The organism is Aquincola sp. J276, assembly GCF_024700035.1.
Lineage (GTDB): Bacteria > Pseudomonadota > Gammaproteobacteria > Burkholderiales > Burkholderiaceae_C > Aquincola > Aquincola tertiaricarbonis.
In genome coordinates this window covers 1,675,836-1,702,013 of record NZ_JAJONC010000001.1, presented here as the reverse complement: position 1 = coordinate 1,702,013, position 26,178 = coordinate 1,675,836, and the positions used below count along the sequence as shown (strand labels likewise).

Below are 26,178 nucleotides of genomic sequence, written 5' to 3'. Positions count from 1 at the left end.
TCTCACAAGGACTTGACGTAGGAGGCGATGCGTTGCGCCGCCTCGAGGCATTCGGCCACTTCGGCCACCAGCGCCAGGCGCACCCGCCCGGCGCCGGGGTTGCTGCCATGCGCGCTGCGTGCGAGCAGGCTGCCCGGCAGCACCGAAACATTGTATTGAGCGAGCAGCCCGCGGGCGAAGGCCACGTCGTCGCCGTTGAAAGCCGACGGCACGCCGGCCCACAGGTAGAAGCTGGCATCGGGCAGGGCCACGTCCAGCACTTCTTCCAGCACCGGCGTGACCTGGGCGAACTTGGTGCGGTACAGCTCGCGGTTGGCCACCACATGCGCCTCGTCGCCCCAGGCGGCCAGGCTGGCGGCCTGCACGATGGGGCTCATCGCGCTGCCGTGGTAGGTGCGGTAGAGCAGGAACTGCTTCATCACCTCGGCATCGCCGGCCACGAAGCCCGAGCGCATGCCCGGCACGTTGCTGCGCTTGCTCAGGCTGGTCAGCATCACCAGGCGGCGGAAGTCACTGCGGCCCAGCGCCTGCGCGGCCTGCAGGCCGCCCAGCGGAGGCTCGTCGCGGAAGTAGATCTCGGAATAACACTCGTCGCTGGCGATGACGAAGCCATGGCGGTCCGACAACTCGAACAGCGTGCGCCACTCGTCCAGCGGCATCACCGCGCCGGTGGGGTTGCCCGGCGAACATACATAGACAAGCTGCGTGCGGGCCCAGGTGGCCTCGTCGATCTGCGACCAGTCGGGTGCGAAGTTGCGCGCGGGATCGCTGTTGGCGAAGGCCACCTCGGCGCCCGACAGCAGGGCCGCGCCTTCGTAGATCTGGTAGAACGGATTCGGGCACACCACGGTGGCGCCCGGCCGCGTGGGGTCGATCACCGATTGCGCCAGCGAGAACAGCGCCTCGCGCGAGCCGTTGACCGGCAGCACCTGCGTGGCTGCATCCACCGCCACGCCGTAGCGCGTTTGCAGCCAGCCGGCCATGGCCTCGCGCAGCTTCGGGTCGCCGGCGGTGGCCGGGTAGCTCGACAGCCCCTTGAGCGACGAGGTCAGCGCCTCCTCGATCAGCCTGGGCGTGGCATGGCGCGGCTCTCCCAGCCCCAGGCTGATCGGCCGCAGCGCCGGGTTCGGCACGATGTCTCGGGTGAGTTGCCGCAGGCGCTCGAACGGATAGGGCTGCAGGCGGTTCAGCAAAGGGTTCATCGGGCGATTATCGCGAAGCGGTCTGCCGCGCATCCGTGCGGCCAGCGACCGGATGAACTGCCGATGCCGAACGGCCGGGCCGCCAGGGTGCGCCTAAAGTCGCAGCCTCCAGCAGTCATCGGAAAGCCCACCGCCATGAGCCTGTACGCCGGATACCAGGAACTCCGCATTCCCACCGCCGACGGCGTGCATATCGCCTGCGTGACCGGCGGCAAGGGCCCGCCGCTGCTGCTGCTGCACGGCCATCCGCAGACCCGCGCCATCTGGCACAAGGTGGCGCCGGCGCTGGCCGAGCGCTTCACGCTGGTGGTCGCCGACCTGCGCGGCTATGGCGATTCATCCAGGCCCGCGGGCGATGCCGAGCACCGGCTGTATGCCAAGCGCACGATGGCCGAGGACATGCTGGCCGTGATGCGGCATCTTGGCCATGAGCGCTTCGGCGTGCTGGCCCACGACCGCGGCGCCCGCGTGGCGCACCGGCTGGCCGCCGACCATCCGCAGGCGGTGCAGCGCCTGGTGGTGCTGGACATTGCGCCCACGCTGGCCATGTACGAGCAGACCAACGAGGCCTTCGCCCGCGCCTACTGGCACTGGTTCTTCCTCATCCAGCCGTCACCGCTGCCCGAGCGCCTGATCGAGGCCGACCCCGCCGCCTACCTGGGCGACGTGATGGGTCGCCGCAGCGCCGGCCTGTCGCCCTTCGCGCCCGAGGCCTGGGCCGAATACGAGCGCTGCATCGCGCTGCCCGGTGCCGCCCATGCGATGTGCGAGGACTACCGCGCCGCCGCGGGCATCGACCTGCAGCACGACCGCGAGGACCGCGACGCCGGCCGCAGGCTGGCGATGCCGCTGCTGGCGCTCTGGGGCGCGCAGGGCATCGTGCAGCGCTGCTTCGATCCGCTGGCCGAATGGCGGCGTGTCGCCACCGACGTGCAGGGCAGCGCATTGCCCTGCGGCCACTACATCGCCGAAGAGGCGCCCGAACGGCTGCTGGAAGCAGCGCTGCCGTTCCTCACCCAAGCAGGAGATTGAACCCATGAGCACGAAGCACCGCATCGCCGTGATGGCCGGCGACGGCATCGGCAAGGAAGTGATGCCCGAGGGGCTCCGCGTGCTGGACGCCGTGGCCACGCGCTTCGGCATCGAGTGGCAGTGGGACGAGTTCGACTGGAGCTGCGAGCGCTACCTGAAGGAGGGCGCGATGATGCCCGCCGACTGGAAGGCGCAGATCGGCGGCCACGACGCCATCTTCTTCGGCGCGGTGGGCTGGCCGGCGACGGTGCCCGACCATGTGTCGCTGTGGGGCTCGCTGCTGCTGTTCCGCCGCGAGTTCGACCAGTACGTGAACCTGCGCCCCGCACGCCTGATGCCCGGCGTGAAGAGCCCGCTGGCCGGCCGCGAGGTGGGCGACATCGACTTCTACATCGTGCGCGAGAACACCGAGGGCGAGTACAGCAGCGTCGGCGGCAAGATGTTCGAGGGCACCGACCGCGAGATCGTGCTGCAGGAAAGCGTGTTCAGCCGCCAGGGCACCGACCGCATCATGAAGTTCGCGTTCGAGCTGGCGATGAAGCGGCCCAAGCGCCACCTCACCTCGGCCACCAAGAGCAACGGCATCTCGATCTCGATGCCCTACTGGGACGAGCGCTTCGCCGAGATCGCCAAGGCCTACCCCGGCGTGCGCACCGACAAGTACCACATCGACATCCTGACCGCGCACTTCGTGCAGCACCCGGACTGGTTCGACGTGGTGGTGGCCAGCAACCTCTTCGGCGACATCCTGTCCGACCTGGGCCCGGCCTGCACCGGCACCATCGGCATTGCGCCCTCGGCCAACCTCAACCCGGAGCGCAAGTTCCCGTCGCTGTTCGAGCCGGTGCACGGCTCGGCGCCCGACATCTACGGCAAGGGCATCGCCAACCCGATCGGCCAGATCTGGGCCGGCTCGATGATGCTGGAGCACCTGGGCCACCCGGAAGCCGGCGCCGCGGTGCTGCAGGCGATCGAGACGGTGCTGCAGGACGGCGGGCCCCGCACGCCCGACCTGGGCGGCAAGGCCACGACGGCCGAGGTGGGCAAGGCGATCGCGGAGGTAGTGGCGGCGCAGGGGCAGTGAGTTACAACCGCCCCACGCACCCCACCGCGCCGCAGCGGCATTCCAGCTTGCCTTCGTGGTGCGTCTCGCCGTAGTTCACCGTCACCTCGTCGCCCACGGCGATGGGCTTGACGGCGTAGAACTCGATGCGGCCGTCGCGGATCACCAGGCGGGCATTGGGCTGGCAGGAGTGGTTGGTGAAGCGCATCGGGTCGGTGCTCTTGGAGGCATCGATCGCCGTCTTGTGCGACACCTCCACGATCATGATGCGCTGCTGGCCTTCGGCCCGGCGGCGGGCCTCGGCCACGCTGATGGCCTCGCCGCGGATCTCGCCGATCTTCAGCCGCGGCGGGATCGGCTCGGCCGCGAAGCAGCCGAAGCCGTCGATGCGACTGCGCGCCACGCGCACGTCGAACTTCTGGTAGGGCGGGCGTTCGGCCAGCGGCATCGTCAGAGCAGCCCGGATTCGGCGGCGTGCTTCGGCAGCTCCACCACCGGCTGCGGCTGCCAGCCCTTCTGCCGGTGCTCGGCCACCACGTTGGTGTAGATGCCGCCGCGCACGTACCACTTGGCGGTGATGCGCACGAAGCGCGGGTCGGTGGCCTTCACGATGTCGTCGAGGATGGTGTTGGTCACCTTCTCGTGGAACGCGCCTTCGTTGCGATAGCTCCAGAAGTACATCTTGAGGCTCTTGAGCTCGATGCACTGCTGGTCGGCAATCATGTCGATCGTGAAGTGGGCGAAGTCGGGCTGGCCCGTCAGCGGGCAGTGGCAGGTGAACTCGGGCACCTGGAACTGGATGACGTAGTCGCGCTCGGGCGCCGGGTTGGGGAACACATGCAGTTCCTTGCTCGGCGCGCTGGGCGGGTTGGGCGGCATCTGGCGCTGGGGCGCGGCGGTGGCGACGGGCGCCGTGGCCACGGGTTCGGACTTCGATTTCTTGGCGTTCTTGGCCATGGCAGCAGGAGGCGGCGCCGTGCGCGCCGCGGGTGCAACAAGGGGTTGCGCGCCCGGGAAGGGGCCCGGGAACGAGGGGGCGCGATGGTATCATCCGGCCCCGTTCCTGCCCCGGCGCACGAACAAAAAACCCTTCTGAATCAACACCTTGGCGCGCTCCAGGGCACGCGCTCATGCGGCTCAACCAGATCAAGCTCTCGGGCTTCAAGTCCTTCGCGGAACCCACCACCTTCCAGTTGCCCGGCCAGTTGGTCGGCGTCGTCGGGCCCAATGGCTGCGGCAAGTCCAACATCATGGATGCGGTGCGCTGGGTGCTCGGTGAAAGCAAGGCCAGCGAGCTGCGCGGCGAGTCGATGCAGGACGTGATCTTCAACGGCTCCGGCAACCGCAAGCCGGCCAGCCGCGCCAGCGTGGAGCTGGTGTTCAGCAACGAGGATGCACGCGCCGGCGGCCAGTGGAACCAGTTCGCCGAGATCGCCGTCAAGCGCGTGCTCACGCGTGACGGCACCAGCAGCTACTACATCAACAACCAGCCGGTGCGCCGCCGCGACGTGCAGGACGTGTTCCTGGGCACCGGGCTGGGCCCGCGGGCCTACGCCATCATCGGCCAGGGCACCATCAGCCGCATCATCGAGAGCAAGCCCGAAGAGCTGCGCATGTTCCTCGAGGAAGCGGCCGGCGTCAGCAAGTACAAGGAACGCCGGCGCGAGACCGAGAACCGGCTGAAGGACACGCGCGAGAACCTCACGCGGGTGGAAGACATCCTGCGCGAGCTGAACGCCAACCTCGAGAAGCTGGAGAAGCAGGCCGAGGTGGCCACGCAGTACCACGGGCTGCAGGAGCGCGGCACGCTGCGGCTGCACCAGCTCTGGTTCCTGAAGCACCGCGACGCGGCCACGGAAGAGCAGCGCATCAAGACCGCCGCCGCCGAGGCCACCAATGCCCTGGAAGCCCGCCTGGCCGAGCTGCGCCACCTGGAAGCCGGGCTGGAAACCATCCGCCAGGCGCACTACGCCGCCAGCGATGGCCTGCACACCGCGCAAGGTGCGCTGGCCGAGGCCTCGCTGGAGGTCAGCCGGCTGGAGGAGCGCATCCGCTACGTGGTGGAAGGCCGCAACCGCGCGCAGCAGCGGCTGGCCGAGCTGCAGGCGCAAATCGCGCAATGGGCCGACCGCGGCGCGCAGGCCGAGGCCGAGCTGGAGACCATCGCCGGGCAGATCGCCGCCGCCGACGAGCAGGCCGAGGTGCTGGCCGCGCAGGCCGAGGAGCAGGCCGGCGCGTTGCCCACGCTGGAAGACGCGGTACGCGCCGCGCAGGCGCGGGCCAACGAGCAGCGCGGGCTGGTCACGCAGGTGCAGCAGCAGATCCAGCTGCTGGCCGCCGACAGCCGCAACATCGAGGAGCAGACCCGCGCGCTGCGCGGCCGCCGCGAACGCCTGTCCGCCGAGCGCCAGGGCCTGTCCGCGCCGGATGCCGGCCGCCTGGAAGAGCTGCGCGCGCAAAGCGAGGACGCGGCCGAAGCCCAGGCCATCGCCGACGAGCGCCTGCATGAGCTCACCGAGCAGGTGCCGCAGCTCGACGAGCAGCGCCGCGCCCAGCAGGCCACCGTCAACCGCGAGACGGCGCACCATGCCGAGCTGTCGGCCCGCCTCGAAGCGCTGCGCACGCTGCAGGAGAAGGTGCAGACCGAAGGCAAGCTCAAGCCCTGGCTGGCCAAGCATGGGCTGGACGGCCTGCCCGGCCTGTGGACGCAGGTGCACATCGAGACCGGCTGGGAGACCGCGCTGGAATCGGTGCTGCGCGAGCGGCTGAGCGCACTGGAAGTGGGCCGGGTCGACACGGTGAAGGCCTTCGCCGCCGATGCACCGCCGGCCAAGCTGGCCTTCTTCACCAAGCCGTCGGCTGCGGTGCAGGACCTGCACCGCACGCTGCCGCGGCTGTCCGACCTGCTGCGGCTGCAGGACACCGGCCTCAAGGCACTGATGACCGACTGGCTGGAAGGCGTGTACACCGCGCCTTCGCTGGACGAGGCGCTGGCCTCGCGCGGCCAGCTCACCCATGGCGAGATCATCGTCACGCGCGAGGGCCATGCGGTGTCGCAGTTCGCGGTGGCCTTCTATGCGCCGGATTCGGAGCAGGCCGGCATGCTGGCCCGCGCGCAGGAGATCGAGAACCTGGCGCTGGAGCTGCGCGCGCAGTCGCTGATCACCGAGGAAAGCAAGACCGCCGCGGTGCGCAGCGAAGCCGCGTACGCCGAGGCCGCCAACCGCCTGGCCGCGGTGCGTCGCGAGGCCGCCGAGGCGCAGACGCGCGCCCACCAGCTGCAGGTGGAGCTGATGCGGCTGCAGCAGCAGAGCGAAGCCGCCCAGTCGCGCCGCAGCCAGCTGCAGGAAGAGCTGGCCGAGATCGATGGCCAGATGGAAGAGCTGGCCGAGCGCCGCGTGACCGGCGAGGCCCGCTTCGAGGAACTGGACCTGCAACTGGCCAACACCCAGGAGCGCCATGCCGAGCTGGACGAAGCGGTGATCGGTGCCGAGCGCAAGCTGGCGGATGCCCGCGAGCAGCTGCGGGCGCTGGAGCGCCAGGCGCAGGAGGCGCAGTTCTCGGCCCGCTCGCTGGCTGCGCGCCGGGGCGAGCTGCAGCGTGCGATCGAGACGGCCGCGCAGCAGGCCGCCAGCAATGAGCAGGCGGCCGGGCAACTGCAGCAGGAGCTGGCCGGCTTCGACGATGCGGCTGCGCAGGCCGGCCTGCAGGACGCCTTGGCGCTGCGGGTGGAACGCGAGAAGGCGCTGGCCGCCCAGCGCAGCGAATACGACGAGTTGTCCATGCAGCTGCGCCGGTCGGACGAGCAGCGGCTGACGCTGGAACGCAGCCTGGAGCCGCTGCGCGAGAGCATCAACAAACTGCAGCTGGAGCAGCAGGCCGCCTCGCTGGGCGGCGCCCAGTACATGGAGCAGCTCACCGCCGCCGCGGTCGACCTGGCGCAACTGGCCGCCGGCATCGAGGCCGACGGCGTAAAGCTGCACGGCCTGCAGAGCGAGATCGACCGCATCAACCGCGAGATCGCCGCACTGGGCGCGGTGAACCTGGCCGCACTGGACGAGCTGGCCAGCGCGCGTGAGCGCAAGAGCTTCCTGGATGCGCAGAACGCCGACCTGCTGGAGGCCATCGGCACGCTGGAAGGCGCGATCCACAAGATCGACCTGGAAACCCGCGACCTGCTGAACAACACCTTCAACCAGGTGAACGAAGGCTTCGGACGCATGTTCCCCAGCCTGTTCGGCGGCGGCAATGCGCGGCTGGTGATGACGGGCGACGAGATCCTGGACGCGGGTGTGCAGGTGATGGCGCAGCCGCCGGGCAAGAAGAACAGCACCATCCACCTGCTGTCGGGTGGCGAGAAGGCACTCACCGCCATTGCGCTGGTGTTTGCCATCTTCCAGCTGAATCCGGCGCCGTTCTGCCTGCTGGACGAAGTGGATGCGCCGCTGGACGACGCCAACACCGAGCGCTACGCCAAGCTGGTGACGCAGATGAGCGAGGGCACGCAGTTCCTCTTCATCAGCCACAACAAGATCGCGATGGAAATGGCACGGCAGCTCATCGGCGTGACGATGCAGGAGCAGGGCGTGTCGCGCATCGTCGCGGTGGACATGGAAACCGCGGTCGGCATGGTCGAAGCGGCTTGAGGACGGGACGACGATGACCTTGACGATGGCTTTGACGATCGTGGCGGTGCTGGTGGTGCTGGCCCTGGTGGCCCACAGCATCTGGACCGCGCGCCATGCGGGCCCGCGCCGCGCCGATGGCGAACTGCCCGGCCATGCCCGGGTGGAACCCGGCCTGGAAGGCGCCGCCGCGGCCGAGCCCGCGGTGCCTTCGGTCGAGCCGGACCCGGCCATCGAGGTGTTGCCCGAGCTGCGGGTGCCGCCGGTGGGCGGACGCCGGCTGGCGCGCATCGATCCGCTGATCGACGCCATCGTGCCGCTGACGCTGGAGTCGCCGGTCAGCGGCGACATGGTGCTGGCCCACATGCCGCCCTCGCGCCGCGCCGGCACCAAGCCCTTCCACATCGAGGGCCTGAACGTCGAGACCGGCGACTGGGAAGCGCCCGCGCCGGGCCGCCGCTACAACGAGCTGCAGGCCGGCGTGCAACTGGCCAACCGCAGCGGCGCGCTCAACGAGATCGAGTATTCGGAGTTCGTGCAGAAGGTGCAGGCCTTTGCCGAGGCGGTGGGCGCGATGCCCGACTTTCCGGACATGCTGGAAGTGGCCGCCCGCGCCCGCGAGCTGGACGGCTTTGCCAGTCCGCACGATGCGCAGCTGAGCATGGTGCTGCGCGCCAACAGCGCGGCCTGGTCGGTGGGCTTCATCCAGCAAAGCGCGGCACGCCAGGGCTTCGTGCCCGGCAGCCTGCCGGGCCGGCTGGTGCTGCCGTCGCCCGAGCCGGGCGCGCCGCCGGTGCTGGTGCTGGGCTTCGACCCGCAGGCCGCGCTGGCCGAAGACCCGGCCGCCGCCGCGCTGCGCGACGTCACCCTCAGCCTGGACGTGCCGCAGACACCCGAATCGGCCGAGCCCTTCGCCGCCTGGCAGGAAGTGGCCCGCGCCCTGGCCACCAGCATGGACGGCACGCTGGTGGACGACCGCGGCTGGCCGATCACGCTGCAGCATTTCACCGGCATCGCCGGCGACCTGAAGACGCTGTACGCGCAGCTTGCCCAGCGCGACCTCACCGCCGGCTCGGCGGCGGCGCGGCGGTTGTTCAGCTGAACAACCTGCCAGCGGCTTCCTGAGGCGCCCGCCTTCACCACCCGCGCCGGCTGCCTCATCAGCACGAACTCTTCGGCCGACGTCGGGTGCACCGCCACCGTGCGGTCGAACTGGGCCTTGGTGGCGCCGCAGGTGAGGGCCACGGCCAGGCTCTGCACGATCTCCGGTGCGTCGGCGCCCAGCATGTGCACCGCCAGCACGCGGTCGGTGTCGGCGTCCACCAGCAGCTTCATGTAGCTGCGCTCGGCGCCGCCGATGAAGGTCTGCTTCATCGGCCGGAAATCGGCCTCGAACACCTTCAGCGTGTGGCCGGCCGCCAGCGCGTCGGCCTCGCTGGGGCCGATGGTGCCCAGCGGCGGCAGGGTGAACACCGCGGTGGCGATCTGGCTGAAGTCGGGCAGACGGGCGGCGCCGGCTTCGCCGCCGAACAGCGCTTCGGCCCAGGCGCGGCCTTCGGCGATGGCCACCGGCGTCAGGTTGAGCTTGTTGGTCACGTCGCCGATGGCATGCACGCCCGGCACCGGCGTCTCGAAGCGCTCGTTCACCGGCACCGCGCCCGCCGCGTCGGTCTGCAGGCCGATGGTCTCCAGGCCCAGGCCCGCGGTGTGTGGCCGGCGGCCGGTGGCGTTCAGCACGAAGGGAAAGCGGTGCGTCATGCCGCTGGCCATGTGCAGCTGGTAGCAGTCGCCCTGCTTGTCCACGCGCTGCGGCGCCTGGCCTGCATGCAGCACGATGCCGGCGGCCTCCAGCGCCTGGGCCACGCGGGTGCGCAAGTCCTCGTCGAAGCCGCGCAGCGGCTGGCGGTCGCGGTAGAACAGCTGCACCTTGGCGCCCAGCCGCGCGAGGATGCTGGCGAACTCCACCGCGATGTAGCCGCCACCGACGATGCCGACCTCGGCCGGCAGGTGCTGCAGGTCGAGCACGTCGTCCGAGGTGGGCCAGTCGCCGATGCCCTCGATGCTGTCGCGCACCGGCCGGCCGCCGGTGGCGATCAGCAGGTGCCGGGCGGTGATGCGGCGCTGGCCCACCACCACGGTGTTCGGGCCGTCGATGCGGCCCCAGCCGTCCAGCACCTCCACGCCCGATCCGTTGAGCAGCTGGCGGTACAAGCCTTCCAGCCGGCGGATCTCGGAGGCCTTTTGCGCGGCCCAGGGCGCCATGTCGAACGTCGCCGCCTCCACCGCCCACCCGTAGCCGCGGGCCTCGTGGATGGCGTCGCCCAGCTGCGCCGCATACATCATCAGCTTCTTGGGCACGCAGCCGCGGATCACGCAGGTGCCGCCCACGCGGCTGCCTTCGATGATGGCCACCTTGGCGCCCAGCGCCGCGGCCCGGCGTGAAGCGGCCACGCCGCCGGAGCCGGCGCCGAGGGTGATGAGGTCGTAGTCGAATGAGGTCATGGGGCGAAAGGGCTGCAGCGCGGAGGAATGCACTGTGTCACAGCCTGCCTACACTGGCGCCATGCCCCGAACGGAAGACCCCGCCCACCGCGCCGCCGAACTGCGTGGCCTGCTCGAAGCGCATGCCCATGCCTACTACGTGCTGGACGCGCCGACGATCCCCGATGCCGAGTACGACAAGCTGTTCCAGGAACTGCAGGCCATCGAGGCCGCGCATCCCGAACTGCTGACGCCCGATTCGCCCACGCAGCGCGTGATCGGCGCGGTGCTGGAAGGCCTGACGCCAGTGCGGCACACGGTGCCGATGCTGTCGATCAAGACCGAGACCGACACCACGCCGGCCGGCGCGCTGAAGTTCGACACCTCGGTGCGCAATGCGCTCAAGCTCGCCGAGGCCGACCCGCCGGTGCGCTACAACGCCGAGCTGAAGTTCGACGGCCTGGCCGTGAACCTGCGCTACGAGGGCGGCGTGCTGGTGCAGGCCGCCACCCGCGGCGACGGCGAGACGGGCGAGGACGTGACCCACACCATCCGCACCATCGGCGTCATCCCCAAGCGGCTCAAGCGCTGCAATGCGCCTGTGCTGGAAGTGCGCGGCGAGGTGTTCATGCGCCGGGATGCGTTCGAGGCACTGAACGAGCGCCAGCGCGAGGCCGGCGGCAAGACCTTCGTCAACCCGCGCAATGCCGCGGCCGGCGTGGTGCGCCAGCTGGACGCCAACATCGCCAAGCAGCGGCCGCTGGACTTCTTCGCCTATGGCCTGGGCGACGTGCAGGGCTGGGACGTGCCGCCCAGCCATTCGGCCACGCTGGATGCGCTGGCCAGGATGGGCCTGCCGGTCAACGCCGACCGCGCGGTGGTGGAGGGGCCGACGGCCTGGCCGGCTTCCATGAACGCATCGCGGCGCAGCGGGATGCATTGCCCTTCGACATCGACGGCGTGGTCTACAAGGTGGACGACCGCGCCCTGCAGCAGCAGCTGGGCTTCAAGACCCGCGAGCCGCGCTGGGCGGTGGCGCACAAGTACCCGGCGCAGGAGCAGGTGACGGTGCTGCGCGCCATCGACATCCAGGTGGGCCGCACCGGCAAGCTCACGCCGGTGGCCAAGCTGGAGCCGGTGTTCGTCGGCGGCACGACGGTGAGCAATGCGACGCTGCACAACGTGTTCGAGCTGCGCCGCAAGGGCGTGCGCATCGGCGACAAGGTGATCGTGCGCCGCGCCGGCGACGTGATCCCGGAGGTGGTGGGCCGCGTGCCCGGGCCGCGCGCGGGCTACGTGCCCAACTTCCGCATGCCGCGACATTGCCCGGTGTGCGGCAGCGACGTGCTGCGCGAGCGCGGCGGCATCGACCACCGCTGCACCGGCGGCCTCTTCTGCGCGGCGCAGCGCAAGCAGGCGCTGCTGCACTTTGCCGGCCGCCGCGCGATGGACATCGAGGGCCTGGGCGACAAGCTGGTCGACCAGCTGGTGGACGGCGGTTTGATCCGCACCCTGCCCGAGCTGTACACCCTGGGCATCGCCAAGCTGTCGGCACTTGAGCGCATGGCCGACAAGAGCGCCGCCAACCTGGTGCAGGCGCTGGACAAGAGCAAGCACACCACGCTGCCGCGCTTCCTGTACGCGCTCGGCATCCGCCACGTGGGTGAAACCACCGCCAAGGACCTGGCCCGGCACTTCGGCCAGCTCGACGCGGTGATGGACGCCACCTACGAGCAGCTGCTGGAGGTACCCGACGTGGGCCCGGTGGTGGCGCAAAGCATCCGCGCCTTCTTCGAGCAGCCGCACAACCGCGAGGTGGCCGAGCAGCTGCGTGCCGCCGGCGTCACCTGGCCCGAGCATGAAGGCGCCGAGCGCGCCGCGCCCAAGCCGCTGGCCGGCCAGACCTTCGTGCTCACCGGCACGCTGCCCACCATGAGCCGCGACGAGGCCAAGGACCTGCTGGAAGCGGCCGGCGCCAAGGTGGCGGGCTCGGTGTCGAAGAAGACGAACTACGTGGTGGCCGGCGCCGAGGCGGGCAGCAAGCTGGAGAAGGCCCAGCAGCTGGGCATCACGATCCTGGACGAGGCCGGCCTGCAGGCCCTGCTGGCCGAGGCCGGTGCATCCGCAACCTGAACGAGACGAACCGATGGCAGTACGAGAAATCCTGAAGATGGGCGACCCCCGCCTGCTGCGCGTGGCGCCGCCCGTGACCGAGTTCGACACGCCGGAGCTGCATGCGCTGATCGCCGACATGTTCGACACCATGGCCGCGGCCAACGGCGCCGGCCTGGCCGCGCCGCAGATCGGCGTCGACCTGCAGCTGGTGATTTTTGGCTTCGACCGCAACGAGCGCTACCCCGAGGCGCCGCCGGTGCCCAAGACGGTGCTCATCAACCCGGTGATCACGCCGCTGGACGACGTGATGGTGGAAGGGTGGGAGGGCTGCCTGTCGGTGCCCGGGCTGCGCGGCGTGGTGCCGCGCGCCCAGCGCATCCGTTACACCGGTGTCGACCCGCAAGGGCGGCCGATCGAGCGCGAGGCCGAGGGCTTCCACGCCCGCGTGGTGCAGCATGAATGCGACCACCTGATCGGCCGGCTGTATCCCACCCGCATGACGGACCTGACGCGGCTGGGCTTCACCAGCGTGCTGTTCCCCGAGATGGATCCGAACGCGGACGATTGAACGCGGCGCAAGAGCTGGCAGCAGTTGTAAGCCGGGGTGAACCAAGTCGGCCGCCGGGGGCCGAAAAGCGTTGAACAGGGCAGGAGACTGCTGCATGAGAACCATTGCTTCACCGCTGGCCGGCTGGCTGCTGGCCGGGCTGATGTGCCTGGCAGGCCCGGCACAGGCCCAGGAAGACGCACCCGGCCGGGTGGGCCGCGTGGGCGACACCCAGGGCACCGTGTGGCTGCTGGACCGCCAGGACAATGAATGGGTGGCCGCCGAGCGCAACCGCCCGCTGACCCGTGGCGACCGCCTGGCCACCGACGCCGGGGGCCGCGCCGAGCTGCAGATCGGCTCCACCACGCTGCGCCTGGACGGCCAGACCGAAGTGACCCTGCGCGAGCTGGACGATGCGCAGGTGCAGGTGGCCGTCGACCGCGGCACGCTGGCGTTGCGCGTGCGCTCCAGCGAGGTGGCGCGCGAGCTGCAGGTGGTGTCCGATGCCGGCCGCGTGCTGCCGCAGGTGGCCGGCCATTACCGGGTGGACGTGGACGCGCCCAGCATGGTGCTGGGCGTGTGGTCCGGCAGCGCCCGCTTCGACGCGCCCGACAGCGCGCTGGACGTGCGCGCCGGCCAGCGCGCCGAGTTCTGGCGCGAGGGCGGGGCCACGCACTACACCTGGTCCTCTCCCGCGCAGGACCCGTTCAGCGACTGGGTGCTGGCGCAGGACCGCGCCGACGACCAGCGCCTGGCCGCACTGGACCGCGAGGTGTCGCCGGAGATGACCGGCGTCGACGACCTGGCCCGCTACGGCCGCTGGGACAACCATCCCGAATACGGCGCCATCTGGGCGCCCACCAGCGTGGCCGCGGGCTGGGCGCCGTACCGCTACGGCCGCTGGAGCTGGATCTCGCCCTGGGGCTGGACCTGGGTGGACGATGCGCCCTGGGGCTTCGCGCCCTTCCATTACGGCCGCTGGGTGCAGTGGAACGGCCGCTGGGGCTGGGCGCCGGGGCGCTATGCAGTGCGGCCGGTGTATTCGCCCGGCCTGGTGGCATGGATCGGCGGCGGCAACGTGAGCGTGGGCGTGACCGTCGGCGGGCCGCCCTATGTGGGCTGGGTGCCGCTGTCGCCGCGCGAGCGTTACGTGCCGGGTTACCGCATCGCGCCGCGCTGGCGCGACCACCTCGACCCGTACTACGGCCCCGGTCCGCGCCCGCCCGGCTGGCGCCTGCCCGACCGCGGCCACGGCACGCCCTGGGTGAACGAGCGCCTGCCGGGCGGCATCACCGTCGTGCCGTCGGACATATTGCGCCGGCGCGAGCGCATCGGCGACCGCGTGATCACCGACCCGCGTGGCAACCGCGACTTCTGGGACCACCGCCGCGACGGCTGGCGCCCGCCACCGCCCACCGCCGGCCTGCTGCCGCGGCCCGATGACCGCAATCCGCGTCCGTGGCCCGACCGCCGGCGCGACGATGCGCCGCCTTCCCGCGTGATCGACAGCGGCAACCCGCCCGGCTCGATCGGCAGGCCCTGGCCCGGCCGCACGGTGGACACCGGCCGCGACTTCGACCGCGACCGCGACAACAACGGGCGCGACGACCGCATCGACCGGGAATTGCTGGAACGCCAGCGCGGCAACGACCGCAACGCCGACGGCGTGCCCGACCACTGGCGTGGCGTCAATCCCGGCGGCGGCCTGCGCAACCGCGACGGCAGCCCCGCGGCGCCGGTGGTGCGCCCGCCTTCGGAGCGGGTGGTGCCGGTGCAGCCGCAGTGGCAGCGTCCGCCGCAGGGCGGGGGCCAGCCGCAGCCCCAGCCACGGGGCATGCCAGAGCAGCGGGCCGTGCCTGTGCCGCGGCCGATGCCGGCCCAGCCCGCGCCGGCCCCGCGCATGGAAGCCCCGCGCATGGAAGCGCCGCGCATGCCGATGGGCGGCCCCGGCCGCGACAAGTCGGGTGCCGAACGGGCCGAGCGGGCCGACCGCGGCCCGCGCCAGAACGAGCGCTGACGCCGCGGCGGGCGGCAGCCTGCTACTTGAGCAGCGGCCGCAGCACCGGCCAGACGTTGTCCAGCATCGTCGGGTGCGCGGCCTCGCGCGGGTGGATGCGGTCGGGCTGGAACAGCGCCTCGGCATTCGGCACGTCGGCCACGCCCTTCAGCAGGAAGGGCACCAGCGCCGTGCCCTCGGCCTTGGCCACGGTGGCGAACAGCGCGGCGAAGTCGTCACTGTACTTGCGGCCGTAGTTGGGCGGCACCTGCATGCCGGCCACCAGCACCTGGGCGCCGGCAGCCTTGCTGGCGCGTGCCATCTCGGCCAGGTTGGCCTGCGTCATCGCCAGCGGCAGGCCGCGCAGCGCGTCGTTGCCGCCCAGCTCCAGGATCACGTGCGTGGGCTTGTGCTGGGCCAGCAGCGCCGGCAGGCGGGAGCGCCCGCCGGAAGTGGTGTCGCCGCTGATGCTGGCATTCACCACCCGCGCCTGCACACGCTGCTGGGCCAGCCGGCGCTCCAGCAGCGCCACCCAGCCGCTGCCGCGCGGCAGGCCGTATTCGGCGGAAAGGCTGTCGCCCACCACCAGGATCACCGGCGTGGCGGGCGCTGCCAGCGCCGCCACGGGCAGCATCCCGCCCAGCCCGAAGGCCAGCCCCAGCGCGCTACAGTGCAACAGCACCTGCCGCCGTTGCGCGGTCAGCCTTCCACCCGTCCGTTCCAAGCTCGACTCCATCTTCATGCAGCAACCCATCATCGAAGTCGACCGCGTCAGCAAAGAGGTACGCGACTCGACCGGTGTTCTGACGATTCTCCATGGCATCGAGTTCACTCTGCGTGCGCAGGAATCGGTGGCCATCGTCGGCGCGTCCGGTTCCGGCAAGAGCACGCTGCTGTCCATCCTGGCCGGGCTGGACGTGCCCACGCAGGGCACGGTGCGCCTGGCCGGCACCGACCTCTTCGCGCTGGACGAGGACGCCCGCGCCGCGGTGCGGGCGCAGAAGGTGGGCTTCGTGTTCCAAAGCTTCCAGCTGCTGGGCAACCTCACGGCGCTGGAGAACGTGATGCTGCCGCTGGAGCTGATGGGCCGCAACGACGCCCGCGCCGCGGCCACCGAGATGCTCGGCCGCGTCGGCCTGGGCGCACGGCTGGGCCACTATCCGCGGGTGCTGTCGGGCGGCGAGCAGCAGCGCGTGGCGCTGGCCCGGGCCTTCGTGGTGCGGCCGGCCGTGCTGCTGGCCGACGAGCCCACCGGCAGCCTGGATTTCGCCACCGGCGAAACCGTGATGCAGCTGATCTTCGAGCTGAACCGCGAGGCCGGCACCACGCTCGTGCTGGTCACGCACGACCGGGCCATCGCCCGTCGCTGCGACCGCCAGCTGGTCATCGAGGCCGGGCGCCTGGTGGCTTCGGCGGAGCCGGCCGAAGCCGGCTGACCGCCTGCGCGGGCCGGGCGGGCGGCGCCGCCCGGCATCTCAAGTCCGCTGCCGCTTCTTCCGATATGTGACCCAGACCCGGGTCAAGAGCTGTACGAACCGTGGGCCTATTCGTCGAAGTGTCTTGGAGCACGAGAGATGTCAGGTCAGTACAGCCTTGCCGGCGCCGCCACGGGTGCCAAGCGCGCCTTCCCCGGCCTTGACCGGGGCGCGGCCCGGTGCCCGCTGCGCGCGCCGCGCCGGCCGGCCGCCCATCCCCGCGCGCTCTGGCCACCGCCCTCCGGCGCCCCGCGCCCATTCCCGAACCGCAGCCCGCGCGCCCGTCTTCCCGGCGTGATGGCGCTGCCGCATGCACCGCAGCCGGCAGCCACGCCGGCCGCATCCATGCCGTTTCCTTCTTGAACGCCGTCACGCACGGCAGGAAGCCAACCATGTTCAACAACCTCAAAGTGGCCACCCGGCTGGGCCTGGGCTTTGGCGCCGTCGTGGCGCTGATGCTGGCGCTGGCCGCGCTCGGCATCAGCCGGCTGTCGGAGATGAACGAGCGCACCTCGCTCATCGTCGACGACCGCGTGGCCAAGGCCATGATGGCCAAGGAGATGCAGACCCTCACCGTGGACAACGGGCGGCAGCTGCGGGCCATCCTGCTGGCGCCGGCCGGCTTCAACGTCGAGCCCTTCAAGGCCCGGGTGGCGGCCAACCGTGCGCGCGACGAGACGCTGGTGAGCCAGTTCGATGCCATGGTCAACACCGACCGCGGCCGCGAACTGATGGCCGCGGTGAAGGACCGGCGGGCCACGCTGGCCACCAAGTACCCGTCGCTGTACGCGCTGATGGACGGCGACCGCGAGCAGGCCGCCGCCTTCGTGCGCGACGACTTCGCGCCTGCCAATGCGCGGCTGGAGGCCGCGCTGGACGAGATGGCCGACTTCCAGGTGCAGCTGATGCAGTCGACGGTGAAGGAGGCCGCCGCCAGCTACCTGCACACCCGCGACCTGATGCTGGGCCTGTCGGCCGGCGCGGTGCTCATCGCGGCGGTGATGGGCGTGCTCATCACCCGCGGCCTGCTGCGGCTGCTGGGCGGCGAGCCGGCCTATGCGGCCGAGGTCATCCGGCGCGTGGCGCAGGGCGACCTGACGGTGGAGGTGCGCACCCGCGCCGGCGACGAGCGCAGCATGCTGGCCGCGGTGCGCGACATGGTGGCCCGCCTGACCAACGTGGTGCGGGAGGTGAACGACGGTGCCGAGAGCCTGGCCACCGCTTCGGAGCAGGTGAGCGCCACCTCGCAGGTGCTGTCGCAGGCCGCCAGCGAGCAGGCCGCCAGCGTGGAGCAGACCAGCGCCTCCATCGAGGAGATGACGGCCTCCATCGCGCAGAACACCGACAACGCCAAGGTCACCGATGGCATGGCCGGCAAGGCCGCCGGCGAGGCGAGGGAGGGCGGCGAGGCGGTGTCGGCCACGGTCTCGGCCATGAAGCAGATCGCCCGCAAGATCGTCATCATCGATGACATCGCCTACCAGACCAACCTGCTGGCGCTGAATGCGGCCATCGAGGCTGCACGCGCCGGCGAGCACGGCAAGGGTTTCGCGGTGGTGGCCGCCGAGGTGCGCAAGCTGGCCGAGCGCAGCCAGGTGGCGGCCGAGGAGATCGGCAACGTGGCCAGCGAGAGCGTGCAGCTGGCCGAGCGCGCGGGCGAGCTGCTCACCGCCATGGTGCCCAGCATCAGCAAGACCTCCGACCTGGTGCAGGAGATCACCGCGGCCAGCGAGGAGCAGTCGGCCGGCGTGGCGCAGATCAATGCCGCGGTGGGCCAGCTCAGCCAGGCGATGCAGCAGAACGCCTCCAGCTCCGAGGAACTGGCCGCCACCTCGGCCGAGATGAGCGCGCAGGCCGAGGCGCTGCAGCAGACCATGGGCTTCTTCCGCCTGGCCACCGGCGGCGTCGCCGAACCCGAGGCGGCCGGCCCCGCCCGCCGTGCGCTGGGCCTGGCGCGCTCGGCCGCGCGGCATGGCTCGCCTTCCGCCAAGCGGCCAGCGGCCGCACCAGCCCGCCAGCGGGCGGACGACACCGTCGATGAGTCCTCCTTCACTTCCTTCTGATCGACCGCAGGCCGCGCGCGACGTGGTGCTGGTGGTCGACGACAGCCTGGTGCAGCGGCAGCATGCGGTGTCGCTGTGCCGCGCCCTGGGCGTGAGCGAAGTGCACGAGGCGCAGGACGGCGAGGATGCGCTGCGCCGGCTGGCCGGGCTGCCGCTGCCGCCCACGCTGATGGTCATCGACCTGGAGATGCCGGTGATGGACGGCTTCGAGCTGATCCAGCACCTGGGGCGCCACGGCGTGCGCTCGCCCTTCGTGGTGGCCAGCAGCCGCGAAGGCGCCTTGATGCGGGCGGTGGAGGCCATGGCCGCCACCTTGTCGATGCGGCTGCTGGCCGGCGTGGCCAAGCCGCTGACCTCGGAAGTGATGGCCGCCGCGCTGGAAGCGAGCCAGCAGATGCAGGCCAGCGGCGAAGCGCCCAGCCTGCCCAGCGTGCCGCAGCCCATCGCTCCCGATGTGCTGGCGCTGGCGGTGGCGCAGGGGCGGGTGACGCCGCAGTTCCAGCCCAAGGTGGACATCCGCACCGGGCTGGTCCGCGGCGTGGAGGCGCTGGCGCGCTGGACCGACCCGGTGCTGGGCATGGTGCCGCCGGACCGCTTCATCGCCACCGCCGAGCAGCACGGGATCATCGGCGACCTGACGCGCTCCGTGATGGACCAGAGCCTCGCGCAGGTGGCGCGCTGGAGCGCGCGCGGCCTGCGGCTGTCGATGGCGGTGAACCTGTCGCCGCTGTCGCTGCAGACGCCCGGGCTGGTGGAGGCGGTCACCGCGCTGCTGGCACGGCATGGGGTGGCGCCTTCGCAGCTGGTGCTGGAAATCACCGAGAGCGCGGCGGTGGCCTCCGATGCCGCCACGCTGAGCGTGCTCGCCCGGCTGCGCATGCGCGGCGTGGGGCTGTCGATCGACGACTACGGCACCGGCTTCTCGTCGATGCAGCAGCTGGCGCGGGTGCCCTGCACCGAGCTGAAGATCGACCGTTCCTTCGTGCACGGCGCGCACCGCTGCCCGCACCTGAAGACGCTGCTGCAGTCGGCGCTGGAGATGGCGGGCCGGCTCGGCCTGGTGTCGGTGGCCGAAGGCGTGGAGACGATGGAGGACTGGCGGCTGCTGCAGCAATCAGGCTGCAACGTGGGGCAGGGCTACCTGGTGGCCCGGCCGATGCCCGGCGATGCCGTGGCCCGCTGGCTGGGCAGCCACGAGGCGCGGCTGCCCGATCTGCGCCGCCCGGAGTGAGCGGCGCGCGTCGCTCACTCCTGGAACTTGTAGTCCGTCTTGGCCTTGGCGCGCAGGTCCTGCTGGAACTGCTGCAGCTTGACCTGCGTCAGGCGCTGCTGGATCTGCGGCTTCACTTCCTCGAAGGCCGGGAACTGCGCCTCGCGCGTGTCTTCCAGCTTGATGATGTGGTAGCCGAACTGGGTCTTCACCGGCGTCTCGGTCATCTCGCCCTTCTTCAGCGCGGCCATGGCCTGGCCGAACTCCGGCACGTAGGCGTCGGGCTTGGCGAAGTCCAGGTCGCCGCCGTTCTCGCCGGAGCCCGGGTCCTTGGAGTTCTTCTTGGCGATTTCCTCGAAGTTGCCGCCGGCCTTGATCTCGGCGATCAGCGCCTTGGCCTGGTCCTCGGTCTCCACCAGGATGTGGCGGGCGCGGAATTCCTGGCCGGCCGACTGGGCCTTGAACTTGTCGTACTCGGCCTTGGCATCGGCGTCGGACACCACGTTCTTCTTCTGGAAGTCGGTGAACAGCTCGCGGATCAGGATGCTCTGGCGCGCCAGTTCCATCTGGCTCTTGTAGTCGGCCGTCTGCGCCATGCCGCGCTTCTCGGCTTCCTGCGCGAAGATCTCGCGCAGCACCACTTCCTCCTTCACCCGCGCTTCCAGCTCGGGCGTGCGCGGCTGTTCACCGCCGCGGGTGGCCTGGGTCATCAGGGCTTCGACGCGGGCCTTGGGCACGGCCTTGCCGTTGACGATGGCGACGTTCTGCGCGCCGGCCACCATCGGCAGGGCGACCAGTGCGGCGGCAAGCAGGGAAAGCTGGGTCTTCATGGGCAAGGGCCTCTCGGGATGCTGCGGTAGGTGCAGGCTGGGGGTGAAGGGCGTGGCCACGGGGGGCAATCCAGGGCCGCGTGAAGGGGGTTGGGGCGTCAGCCGGCCTCTTCGGGCGTGCGGGCCTCGATGGCCAGCGCATGGATGCCCTGCGGGATCAGGGCCTGCAGGGCACTGTACACGAGGCGGTGCCGCGCCACCCGGCTGGTGCCGGCGAAGCGGGCGCTGGTGATGCGCACGGTGAAATGCCGGCCCTCGCGGGCGCCGGCATGGCCGGCATGCAGGTGGCTGTCGTCCTGCACCTGCAGCGCGGTGGGCGCCAGCGCCTCGCGCAGGCAGGCTTCGATGTCGGTGGCGGAAACGCTCATGGCGGCTACTTGCCCGGTGCCTCGGCCTCGGCCACGGGTTCTTCCTGCACATGGCGGCTCAGGTACACGCCCTGGGCCAGCGTAAACAGCAGCATCAGGCCGATGCCGCCGAAGAGCTTGAAGTTGACCCAGGCGTCGGTGGAGAAGCTGTAGGCCACCCACAGGTTGAGCACGCCCATCACCGCGAAGAAGGCCACCCAGGCCAGGTTCAAGCGCTGCCAGGCGTAGTCCGGCAGTTTCAGCTGCTCACCCAGCAGCAGGCGCAGCAGGTTCTTGCGCAGCAGCAGCTCGCTCAGCAGGAAGGAGGCACCCATCACCCAGTACAGCACGCTGGGCTTCCACTTGATGAAGGTCTCGTTGTGGAACCAGATGGTTGCGCCGCCGAGCACCACCACCAGCACCAGGCTGACCCCAGAGCATGGTGTCCACCTTCTTGCCGCGGGCCATGACCCAGGCCACCTGGGCCAGCGTGGCCACGATCACCACCACGGTGGACAGCAGCACCGGCGCCTCGGCCGTGCCCACCACCCCGCCGGAGACCATGAAGCCGAAATGCTCGGAAGCGAAGGCGGCGGCCCATTCCTTGTGGTTCTCGGCGTACTTGAAGGCGCCGAAGAACAGGATGATCGGCAGGAAATCGAACAACAGCTTCATTTGGGCGCGAAGTCTATCGCTGCCGAATTGATGCAGAAGCGTTCGCCGGTGGGCTCGGGTCCGTCCTCGAACACATGGCCCAGGTGGGAGCCGCAGTTGTTGCAGCGCACCTCCACCCGCAGCATGCCGTGCGAGCGGTCGATCACGCGTTCCACCACCTCGCTGTTGATCGGCTCGTAGTAGCTCGGCCAGCCGCAGCCGGCGTCGAACTTGGTGCTGGAATCGAACAGCGGCGTGCCGCAGCCCACGCAGTTGTACTGGCCGCTGTCGGTGTGGTCCCAGTACTTGCCGGTAAAGGCGCGCTCGGTGGCCGCATGCCGCGCCACCTGGTACTGCATCGGGTCCAGCTCGGCACGCCATTGCGCGTCGGTCTTGTGGACGGGGTACTTCGGGTCGTCGTGTTCGTGGCTCATGCGCGGGAGTCTAGCCACCGGCCCGGCCGCTTGCCGGTGGCTGCCCCAATGGCCCTGTGTTCAGTTGTAGCGCGTCAGGCTGTCCTTGAAGCTGCCGTCCGGCATCCGGTAGCGCAGCTGGATGCTGCGCCCGGCGCTGCCGTCGGCGGCCAGCGGCATGAAGCGTTCACCCGCCTCGCAGGTCAGGCCGGTGGTGGGCGCGGTCGCGGTCACCGTGGTAATGCGGTGTGCCACCGGCACCGTGCCCTGGTTGACGCTGCGCCCGCCGGCGAAGCTGTACACGCCCACGCTGCGCACCGGCTCGGCATAGGGGTCGGCCTGCCAGCCGATCTGCAGGCTGGCCTGGGCGCCGCCGGCCGGTTGCGCCGGGTCCAGCGCCTGCAGGGTGGCCGCATCCAGCGCATGCCAGCGCAGCGAGGCCCCGGCCGTGGCCGGCATCACCGGCGTGAGCGTGGTGCGGGTGAGCGTGTGGCGGGCCGTTGTTTCGCCTTCGTAAAAAACTTCGAAGGTGTACGCCGCATGGGCGCGCAGTTGGCCGAAGTCCACATAGGCGGTGCTGCCGGGCGGCTGGCCGTAGTCCAGCGGATGGGCCCAGATCACGTTGCTGTTGTCGGCCGTGCCGGCATTCGGGTTGGCCCGCACCGTGGTGGCCTGCGCGCCTGCCAGCCCTTGGGTGCGCTGCAGCCGGAAGATGTTGCCGTTGTCCGGCGCGGGCAGGGCCACGGCGGGATCGACATTGCCGTCCTTGCTGAACAGGTTGAGCCAGTTCTGGCTGGTACAGATGCTGGCGCGCGGCGGCGTGTACACCAGGCCGGCGGTGGGCAGGCCGGGCCCCTTGACCCGGGCCGCGCGCATGCCCCGGCTGCCCGGGCCCTTCATGTTGATGAAGATGTTGAGCCCGCTCTCGTAGCGGCTGGCGCCCGTATTGGCGAACGGCGGCGTGCCGGGGCTGGGCGCCAGCTGTTCGTTGCGGCGGATGGACGCCGTGATGCTGGCCTCCACCGGCGCCTGGTTGCCATGCAGCCACCAGTCGGTGGCATGGCCGGCGGTGGCGGTGCCGGCCAGCCGCCGCGCCACGGTGATGAAGTTGCCGGCCACGCCGGCGGCGTCCCGGTAGTGCATGTTGACGACCGCGGCGTCGCGGTCGGCCGCGCTGGTGTCGTCGATGTAGCGCAGCACCTGCGGCGGATCGAAGGTGGCGCCGGTCATGTCTGAGCGCGTCATCAGGCCGTGGAAGGCTTGCTGGGCGGTGTAGCCCTGGTGCAGGTAGTCGTCGGCCGCGATGTCCTCGCAGGCTGGCGCCACCGACAGCAGCCGCGGGCCGCCGTCGGCGGGATCGACGTTCTCTTCGGTGGCCAGCACCCGCTGGGCCAGCGGCAGCGCGAAGCAGCGGGTGAACGCCTGGCTGGACAGTTTGAGCGCGCCGGCCAGGTCCAGTGCCGCGGCCGGCGGCGCGGCCAGCGTGGGCGCCGGCTGCACGCCATCGGCCATCGCCACCGGCGCGTCGGACCGGTCGACGGTGCTGATCATCGGCACGCCGTTGACCTGGGTGATGCGCAGCACGTCGATCAGCTGGTCGGCCGCATTGCCCGCGGTGCTGGCGGTGGCGGCCACCAGCGGCGTGCTGAAGGGGTTGAAGCCCGCCGGCAGCTGCAGGCTGGCCAGCACCGGGCCCAGCTGCGCCACCACGGCCTGGGTGACGGCTTCCAGCCGCGCGGTGTCGACCAGCGACGGCGTGGCCACCACCGACAGCGCGCTGCGGTCGGGCGCCAGCTGGCCGACGATGGCCGTGGTCAGCGGCGTCACGTTGGTGACCGCCTCGCTGCCCGGGGCCGGCAGCGTGGGCAGCACCGCCACCATCGGCGCATGGCCGCCGGCCGGGTCGGTGGCCACCACCAGCAGCGGCGCCTGGGCAGCGGGCGCCAGGCTGCAGCTGTATTCGCCGCCGGCAGTGGTGGGCGCCAGCTCGCCGCTGCAGGCGGCGGCACCGGCGCGGTCGCTGATGGTGAGCTGCGCGCCGGCGAGTGCGGCACCCACGGCCACCGTGCCACGCAGCACGGCGGCAGCCGGCTCGTCCGGCGTGTCGTCGTCATCGCCATCACCGCCGCAGCCGGCGGCCATCAATGCGGCCGCCAGCGCCGCCAGGAGCGGCGTGGCGGCCGTCGGCGGGCGGCGGCGCAAGGTCGGGCTGCGGCTGGCGGCGGGCCGGGGTTGCGAAGGGGCGTGATGCATGGGGCACTCCTCGTTGTGGCGGCCGCAGCATCGCCAGCCCGGCCCGCGCCCACATCCCACAACTTCAGGAGCCGCCCGGTGCGGCGGCATCAGGGAAAACCGCCAGCCGGCGCCCGGTGCCCCCATTCCTATCATCCAGCGTGAATCCCGACCATCCCGGTTGGTGCGAGAGGAGGAAACCACCATGTCCCTGATGGGCCAGATGATGCACATGCCCCTGCTGATCTCGTCGCTGCTGACGCATGCGGCGCGGCACAGCGGCGATACCGAGATCGTCAGCAAGCGGGTGGAGGGCGACATCCACCGCACCACCTGGGGCGAGGTGGCGCTGCGCGCGCGCAAGGTGGCGCAGGCGCTGGCGCGGCTGGGCTGCCAGCCGGGCGACCGCGTCGGCACGCTGGCCTGGAACGGCTACCGCCACCTGGAGCTGTACTACGGCACCTCGGGCTCGCAGCTGGTGTGCCACACCATCAACCCGCGGCTGTTCCCGGAGCAGATCGCCTGGATCGTGGGCGATGCGCAGGACAAGGTGCTGTGCTTCGAGATCAACTTCCTGCCGCTGGTGGAGAAGCTGCTGCCGCACCTGGGCGCGGTGCAGCACTTCGTGCTGCTGGCCGGGCGCAGCCACATGCCGGCGTCCACCGCCATTTCCAACCTGCTGAGCTATGAGGAACTGGTGGAGGCCGAGGACGGCCACTACGTGTGGCCGGAGTTCGACGAGAACACCGCCTCCAGCATCTGCTACACCTCGGGCACCACCGGCAACCCCAAGGGCGCCGTGTACAGCCACCGCTCCACGCTGCTGCATGCCTTCGGTGCGGCGCTGCCCGACGCCATGGATTGCTCGGCGCGCGACGTGATCCTGCCGGTGGTGCCGATGTTCCACGTCAATGCCTGGGGGCTGCCGTATTCCAGCGCGCTGGTGGGCGCCAAGGTGGTGTTCCCGGGGCCGCACCTGGACGGCAAGTCGCTGTACGAGCTGTTCGAGCAGGAGAAGGTGACCTTCAGCGCCGGCGTGCCCACGGTGTGGCTGGGCCTGCTCACCTACGTCAAGCAGAACGACCTGAAGTTCAGCACCTTCAAGCGCACGGTGATCGGCGGCTCGGCCTGCCCGCCGGCGATGATCCGCACGCTGGAGGACGACTACGGCGTGGAGGTGATCCATGCCTGGGGCATGACCGAGATGTCGCCGCTGGGCACGCTGTGCAAGCTCAAGAGCAAGCACGATGCGCTGGACGCCGACAGCAAGCGCCGCATCCTCGAGAAGCAGGGCAAGGTGATCTACGGCGTGGACATGGAGATCATCGACGACGACCACCAGCCGCTGCCCTGGGACGGCAAGGCTGCCGGCAACCTGGTGGTGCGCGGCCACTGGGTGATCGACCGCTACTACCGCAGCGACGCCTCGCCGCTGGTGCAGGTGCCCGGCCGCGACGGCCAGTGGTTCCCCACCGGCGACGTGGCCGCGATCGACGAGGACGCCTACATGCAGATCACCGACCGCAGCAAGGACGTGATCAAGTCCGGCGGCGAGTGGATCAGCTCCATCGAACTGGAGAACATCGCCATGGCGCATCCGGCGGTGCACGAGGCCGCGGTGATCGCCTGCGCCCATCCGAAGTGGGACGAGCGGCCGCTGCTGGTGGTGGTGAGGAAGCCGGGCGCGGAGGTGACGCGCGAGGAGGTGCTGGGCTTCTTCGAAGGCCGCATCGCCAAGTGGCAGATCCCGGACGACGTGGCCTTCGTCGACGAGCTGCCCCACACCGCCACCGGCAAGCTGCAGAAGCTCAAGCTGCGCGAGCAGTTCCGCGGCCACAAGCTGCCTTCCTGAGCACCATGCCGGGCGCTGCGGCGCGGTGTCGCCGCAGCGAC

General features: G+C 70.8%; 18 protein-coding genes and 2 pseudogenes. 10 read left to right on the top strand and 10 right to left on the bottom strand.

Annotation, left to right across the window (positions count from 1 at the left end):
• Positions 1-2 precede the first annotated feature (2 nt).
• Positions 3-1,202: a succinyldiaminopimelate transaminase gene (gene dapC, locus LRS14_RS07760; protein WP_257799155.1), complete on the bottom strand. Its 1,200-nt coding sequence runs from the start codon at positions 1,200-1,202 to the stop codon at positions 3-5.
• A 135-nt stretch (positions 1,203-1,337) separates the two neighbouring features.
• Between dapC and LRS14_RS07755 the strand changes: the two genes are divergently transcribed.
• Positions 1,338-2,234, top strand: a complete 897-nt coding sequence (locus LRS14_RS07755) for an alpha/beta fold hydrolase (protein WP_257799154.1) — start codon at positions 1,338-1,340, stop codon at positions 2,232-2,234.
• Between the two features lie 4 nt (positions 2,235-2,238).
• Positions 2,239-3,318, top strand: coding sequence for a tartrate dehydrogenase (locus LRS14_RS07750; protein WP_257799152.1), 1,080 nt, complete (start codon positions 2,239-2,241; stop codon positions 3,316-3,318).
• Between the two features lies 1 nt (position 3,319).
• On the opposite strand, the gene LRS14_RS07745 is transcribed toward LRS14_RS07750, so the two are convergent.
• Positions 3,320-3,745, bottom strand: a complete 426-nt coding sequence (locus LRS14_RS07745; protein WP_157039492.1) for an SET domain-containing protein — start codon at positions 3,743-3,745, stop codon at positions 3,320-3,322.
• 2 nt (positions 3,746-3,747) lie between these two features.
• Positions 3,748-4,176, bottom strand: a complete 429-nt coding sequence (gene queF, locus LRS14_RS07740) for a preQ(1) synthase (RefSeq protein WP_046112419.1) — start codon at positions 4,174-4,176, stop codon at positions 3,748-3,750.
• Between the two features lie 251 nt (positions 4,177-4,427).
• Between queF and smc the strand changes: the two genes are divergently transcribed.
• Positions 4,428-7,943, top strand: coding sequence for a chromosome segregation protein SMC (gene smc / locus LRS14_RS07735; RefSeq protein ID WP_257799151.1), 3,516 nt, complete (start codon positions 4,428-4,430; stop codon positions 7,941-7,943).
• A gap of 438 nt (positions 7,944-8,381) precedes the next feature.
• Here smc and gorA read toward each other — a convergent pair whose 3' ends face one another.
• Positions 8,382-10,424 carry a glutathione-disulfide reductase gene (gene gorA, locus LRS14_RS07725; RefSeq protein WP_310740810.1) on the bottom strand — a complete coding sequence of 681 codons (2,043 nt, stop codon included), beginning with the start codon at positions 10,422-10,424 and terminating at the stop codon, positions 8,382-8,384.
• Between the two features lie 61 nt (positions 10,425-10,485).
• On the opposite strand from gorA, the pseudogene ligA reads away from it, so the two are divergent.
• The 3 genes and pseudogenes from ligA (at position 10,486) to LRS14_RS07710 (ending at position 15,082) form a co-directional block, all read left to right on the top strand.
• Positions 10,486-12,536 (top strand): annotated as a pseudogene (ligA, locus tag LRS14_RS07720) (NAD-dependent DNA ligase LigA).
• 13 nt (positions 12,537-12,549) lie between these two features.
• The gene (def, locus tag LRS14_RS07715) at positions 12,550-13,086 is read left to right on the top strand and encodes a peptide deformylase (protein WP_046112325.1); all 537 of its coding nucleotides are present in this window, start codon (positions 12,550-12,552) and stop codon (positions 13,084-13,086) included.
• A gap of 94 nt (positions 13,087-13,180) precedes the next feature.
• Positions 13,181-15,082 carry a DUF6600 domain-containing protein gene (locus tag LRS14_RS07710; protein ID WP_052736187.1) on the top strand — a complete coding sequence of 634 codons (1,902 nt, stop codon included), beginning with the start codon at positions 13,181-13,183 and terminating at the stop codon, positions 15,080-15,082.
• Between the two features lie 22 nt (positions 15,083-15,104).
• Here the strand turns inward: LRS14_RS07710 and LRS14_RS07705 are convergent, their stop codons facing one another.
• Positions 15,105-15,797, bottom strand: a complete 693-nt coding sequence (locus tag LRS14_RS07705; protein WP_046112417.1) for an arylesterase — start codon at positions 15,795-15,797, stop codon at positions 15,105-15,107.
• Positions 15,798-15,801: 4 nt separating this feature from the next.
• Between LRS14_RS07705 and LRS14_RS07700 the strand changes: the two genes are divergently transcribed.
• The 3 genes from LRS14_RS07700 (at position 15,802) to LRS14_RS07690 (ending at position 19,830) form a co-directional block, all read left to right on the top strand.
• Entirely contained in the window at positions 15,802-16,497 is a 696-nt protein-coding gene (locus LRS14_RS07700) for an ABC transporter ATP-binding protein (protein ID WP_046112324.1), read from the top strand.
• Between the two features lie 431 nt (positions 16,498-16,928).
• Entirely contained in the window at positions 16,929-18,599 is a 1,671-nt protein-coding gene (locus LRS14_RS07695; RefSeq protein WP_257799150.1) for a methyl-accepting chemotaxis protein, read from the top strand.
• Positions 18,574-19,830, top strand: a complete 1,257-nt coding sequence (locus LRS14_RS07690; RefSeq protein WP_257799149.1) for an EAL domain-containing protein — start codon at positions 18,574-18,576, stop codon at positions 19,828-19,830. Before LRS14_RS07695 ends, LRS14_RS07690 begins: the two co-directional genes overlap by 26 nt.
• Positions 19,831-19,844: 14 nt before the next feature.
• Here LRS14_RS07690 and LRS14_RS07685 read toward each other — a convergent pair whose 3' ends face one another.
• The 5 genes and pseudogenes from LRS14_RS07685 to LRS14_RS07665 all read right to left on the bottom strand — a co-directional run bounded on the left by LRS14_RS07685 (position 19,845) and on the right by LRS14_RS07665 (position 24,306).
• On the bottom strand, positions 19,845-20,639 hold the full coding sequence (locus LRS14_RS07685; RefSeq protein WP_257799148.1) for a peptidylprolyl isomerase: 795 nt from the start codon (positions 20,637-20,639) through the stop codon (positions 19,845-19,847).
• A 98-nt stretch (positions 20,640-20,737) separates the two neighbouring features.
• Positions 20,738-21,007, bottom strand: a complete 270-nt coding sequence (locus LRS14_RS07680; protein ID WP_046112320.1) for a BolA family transcriptional regulator — start codon at positions 21,005-21,007, stop codon at positions 20,738-20,740.
• A gap of 5 nt (positions 21,008-21,012) precedes the next feature.
• Positions 21,013-21,661: pseudogene (locus LRS14_RS07675) on the bottom strand (septation protein A).
• On the bottom strand, positions 21,658-22,074 hold the full coding sequence (gene msrB / locus LRS14_RS07670) for a peptide-methionine (R)-S-oxide reductase MsrB (protein ID WP_257799147.1): 417 nt from the start codon (positions 22,072-22,074) through the stop codon (positions 21,658-21,660). The pseudogene LRS14_RS07675 and the gene msrB overlap by 4 nt, the downstream one beginning before the upstream one ends.
• A gap of 60 nt (positions 22,075-22,134) precedes the next feature.
• Positions 22,135-24,306, bottom strand: a complete 2,172-nt coding sequence (locus tag LRS14_RS07665; RefSeq protein ID WP_257799146.1) for a hypothetical protein — start codon at positions 24,304-24,306, stop codon at positions 22,135-22,137.
• A gap of 184 nt (positions 24,307-24,490) precedes the next feature.
• Between LRS14_RS07665 and LRS14_RS07660 the strand changes: the two genes are divergently transcribed.
• Positions 24,491-26,137 carry a 3-(methylthio)propionyl-CoA ligase gene (locus LRS14_RS07660; RefSeq protein WP_257799144.1) on the top strand — a complete coding sequence of 549 codons (1,647 nt, stop codon included), beginning with the start codon at positions 24,491-24,493 and terminating at the stop codon, positions 26,135-26,137.
• Positions 26,138-26,178: the final 41 nt, after the last annotated feature.

What these genes read in the sequence shown, in the direction of transcription:
- dapC (WP_257799155.1), bottom strand. Translation starts at nt 1,202, where the DNA reads ATGAACCCTTTGCTGAACCGCCTGCAGCCCTATCCGTTCGAGCGCCTG.
- LRS14_RS07755 (WP_257799154.1), top strand. Translation starts at nt 1,338, where the DNA reads ATGAGCCTGTACGCCGGATACCAGGAACTCCGCATTCCCACCGCCGAC.
- LRS14_RS07750 (WP_257799152.1), top strand. Translation starts at nt 2,239, where the DNA reads ATGAGCACGAAGCACCGCATCGCCGTGATGGCCGGCGACGGCATCGGC.
- LRS14_RS07745 (WP_157039492.1), bottom strand. Translation starts at nt 3,745, where the DNA reads ATGCCGCTGGCCGAACGCCCGCCCTACCAGAAGTTCGACGTGCGCGTG.
- queF (WP_046112419.1), bottom strand. Translation starts at nt 4,176, where the DNA reads ATGCCGCCCAACCCGCCCAGCGCGCCGAGCAAGGAACTGCATGTGTTC.
- smc (WP_257799151.1), top strand. Translation starts at nt 4,428, where the DNA reads ATGCGGCTCAACCAGATCAAGCTCTCGGGCTTCAAGTCCTTCGCGGAA.
- gorA (WP_310740810.1), bottom strand. Translation starts at nt 10,424, where the DNA reads ATGACCTCATTCGACTACGACCTCATCACCCTCGGCGCCGGCTCCGGC.
- def (WP_046112325.1), top strand. Translation starts at nt 12,550, where the DNA reads ATGGCAGTACGAGAAATCCTGAAGATGGGCGACCCCCGCCTGCTGCGC.
- LRS14_RS07710 (WP_052736187.1), top strand. Translation starts at nt 13,181, where the DNA reads ATGAGAACCATTGCTTCACCGCTGGCCGGCTGGCTGCTGGCCGGGCTG.
- LRS14_RS07705 (WP_046112417.1), bottom strand. Translation starts at nt 15,797, where the DNA reads ATGGAGTCGAGCTTGGAACGGACGGGTGGAAGGCTGACCGCGCAACGG.
- LRS14_RS07700 (WP_046112324.1), top strand. Translation starts at nt 15,802, where the DNA reads ATGCAGCAACCCATCATCGAAGTCGACCGCGTCAGCAAAGAGGTACGC.
- LRS14_RS07695 (WP_257799150.1), top strand. Translation starts at nt 16,929, where the DNA reads ATGTTCAACAACCTCAAAGTGGCCACCCGGCTGGGCCTGGGCTTTGGC.
- LRS14_RS07690 (WP_257799149.1), top strand. Translation starts at nt 18,574, where the DNA reads ATGAGTCCTCCTTCACTTCCTTCTGATCGACCGCAGGCCGCGCGCGAC.
- LRS14_RS07685 (WP_257799148.1), bottom strand. Translation starts at nt 20,639, where the DNA reads ATGAAGACCCAGCTTTCCCTGCTTGCCGCCGCACTGGTCGCCCTGCCG.
- LRS14_RS07680 (WP_046112320.1), bottom strand. Translation starts at nt 21,007, where the DNA reads ATGAGCGTTTCCGCCACCGACATCGAAGCCTGCCTGCGCGAGGCGCTG.
- msrB (WP_257799147.1), bottom strand. Translation starts at nt 22,074, where the DNA reads ATGAGCCACGAACACGACGACCCGAAGTACCCCGTCCACAAGACCGAC.
- LRS14_RS07665 (WP_257799146.1), bottom strand. Translation starts at nt 24,306, where the DNA reads ATGCATCACGCCCCTTCGCAACCCCGGCCCGCCGCCAGCCGCAGCCCG.
- LRS14_RS07660 (WP_257799144.1), top strand. Translation starts at nt 24,491, where the DNA reads ATGTCCCTGATGGGCCAGATGATGCACATGCCCCTGCTGATCTCGTCG.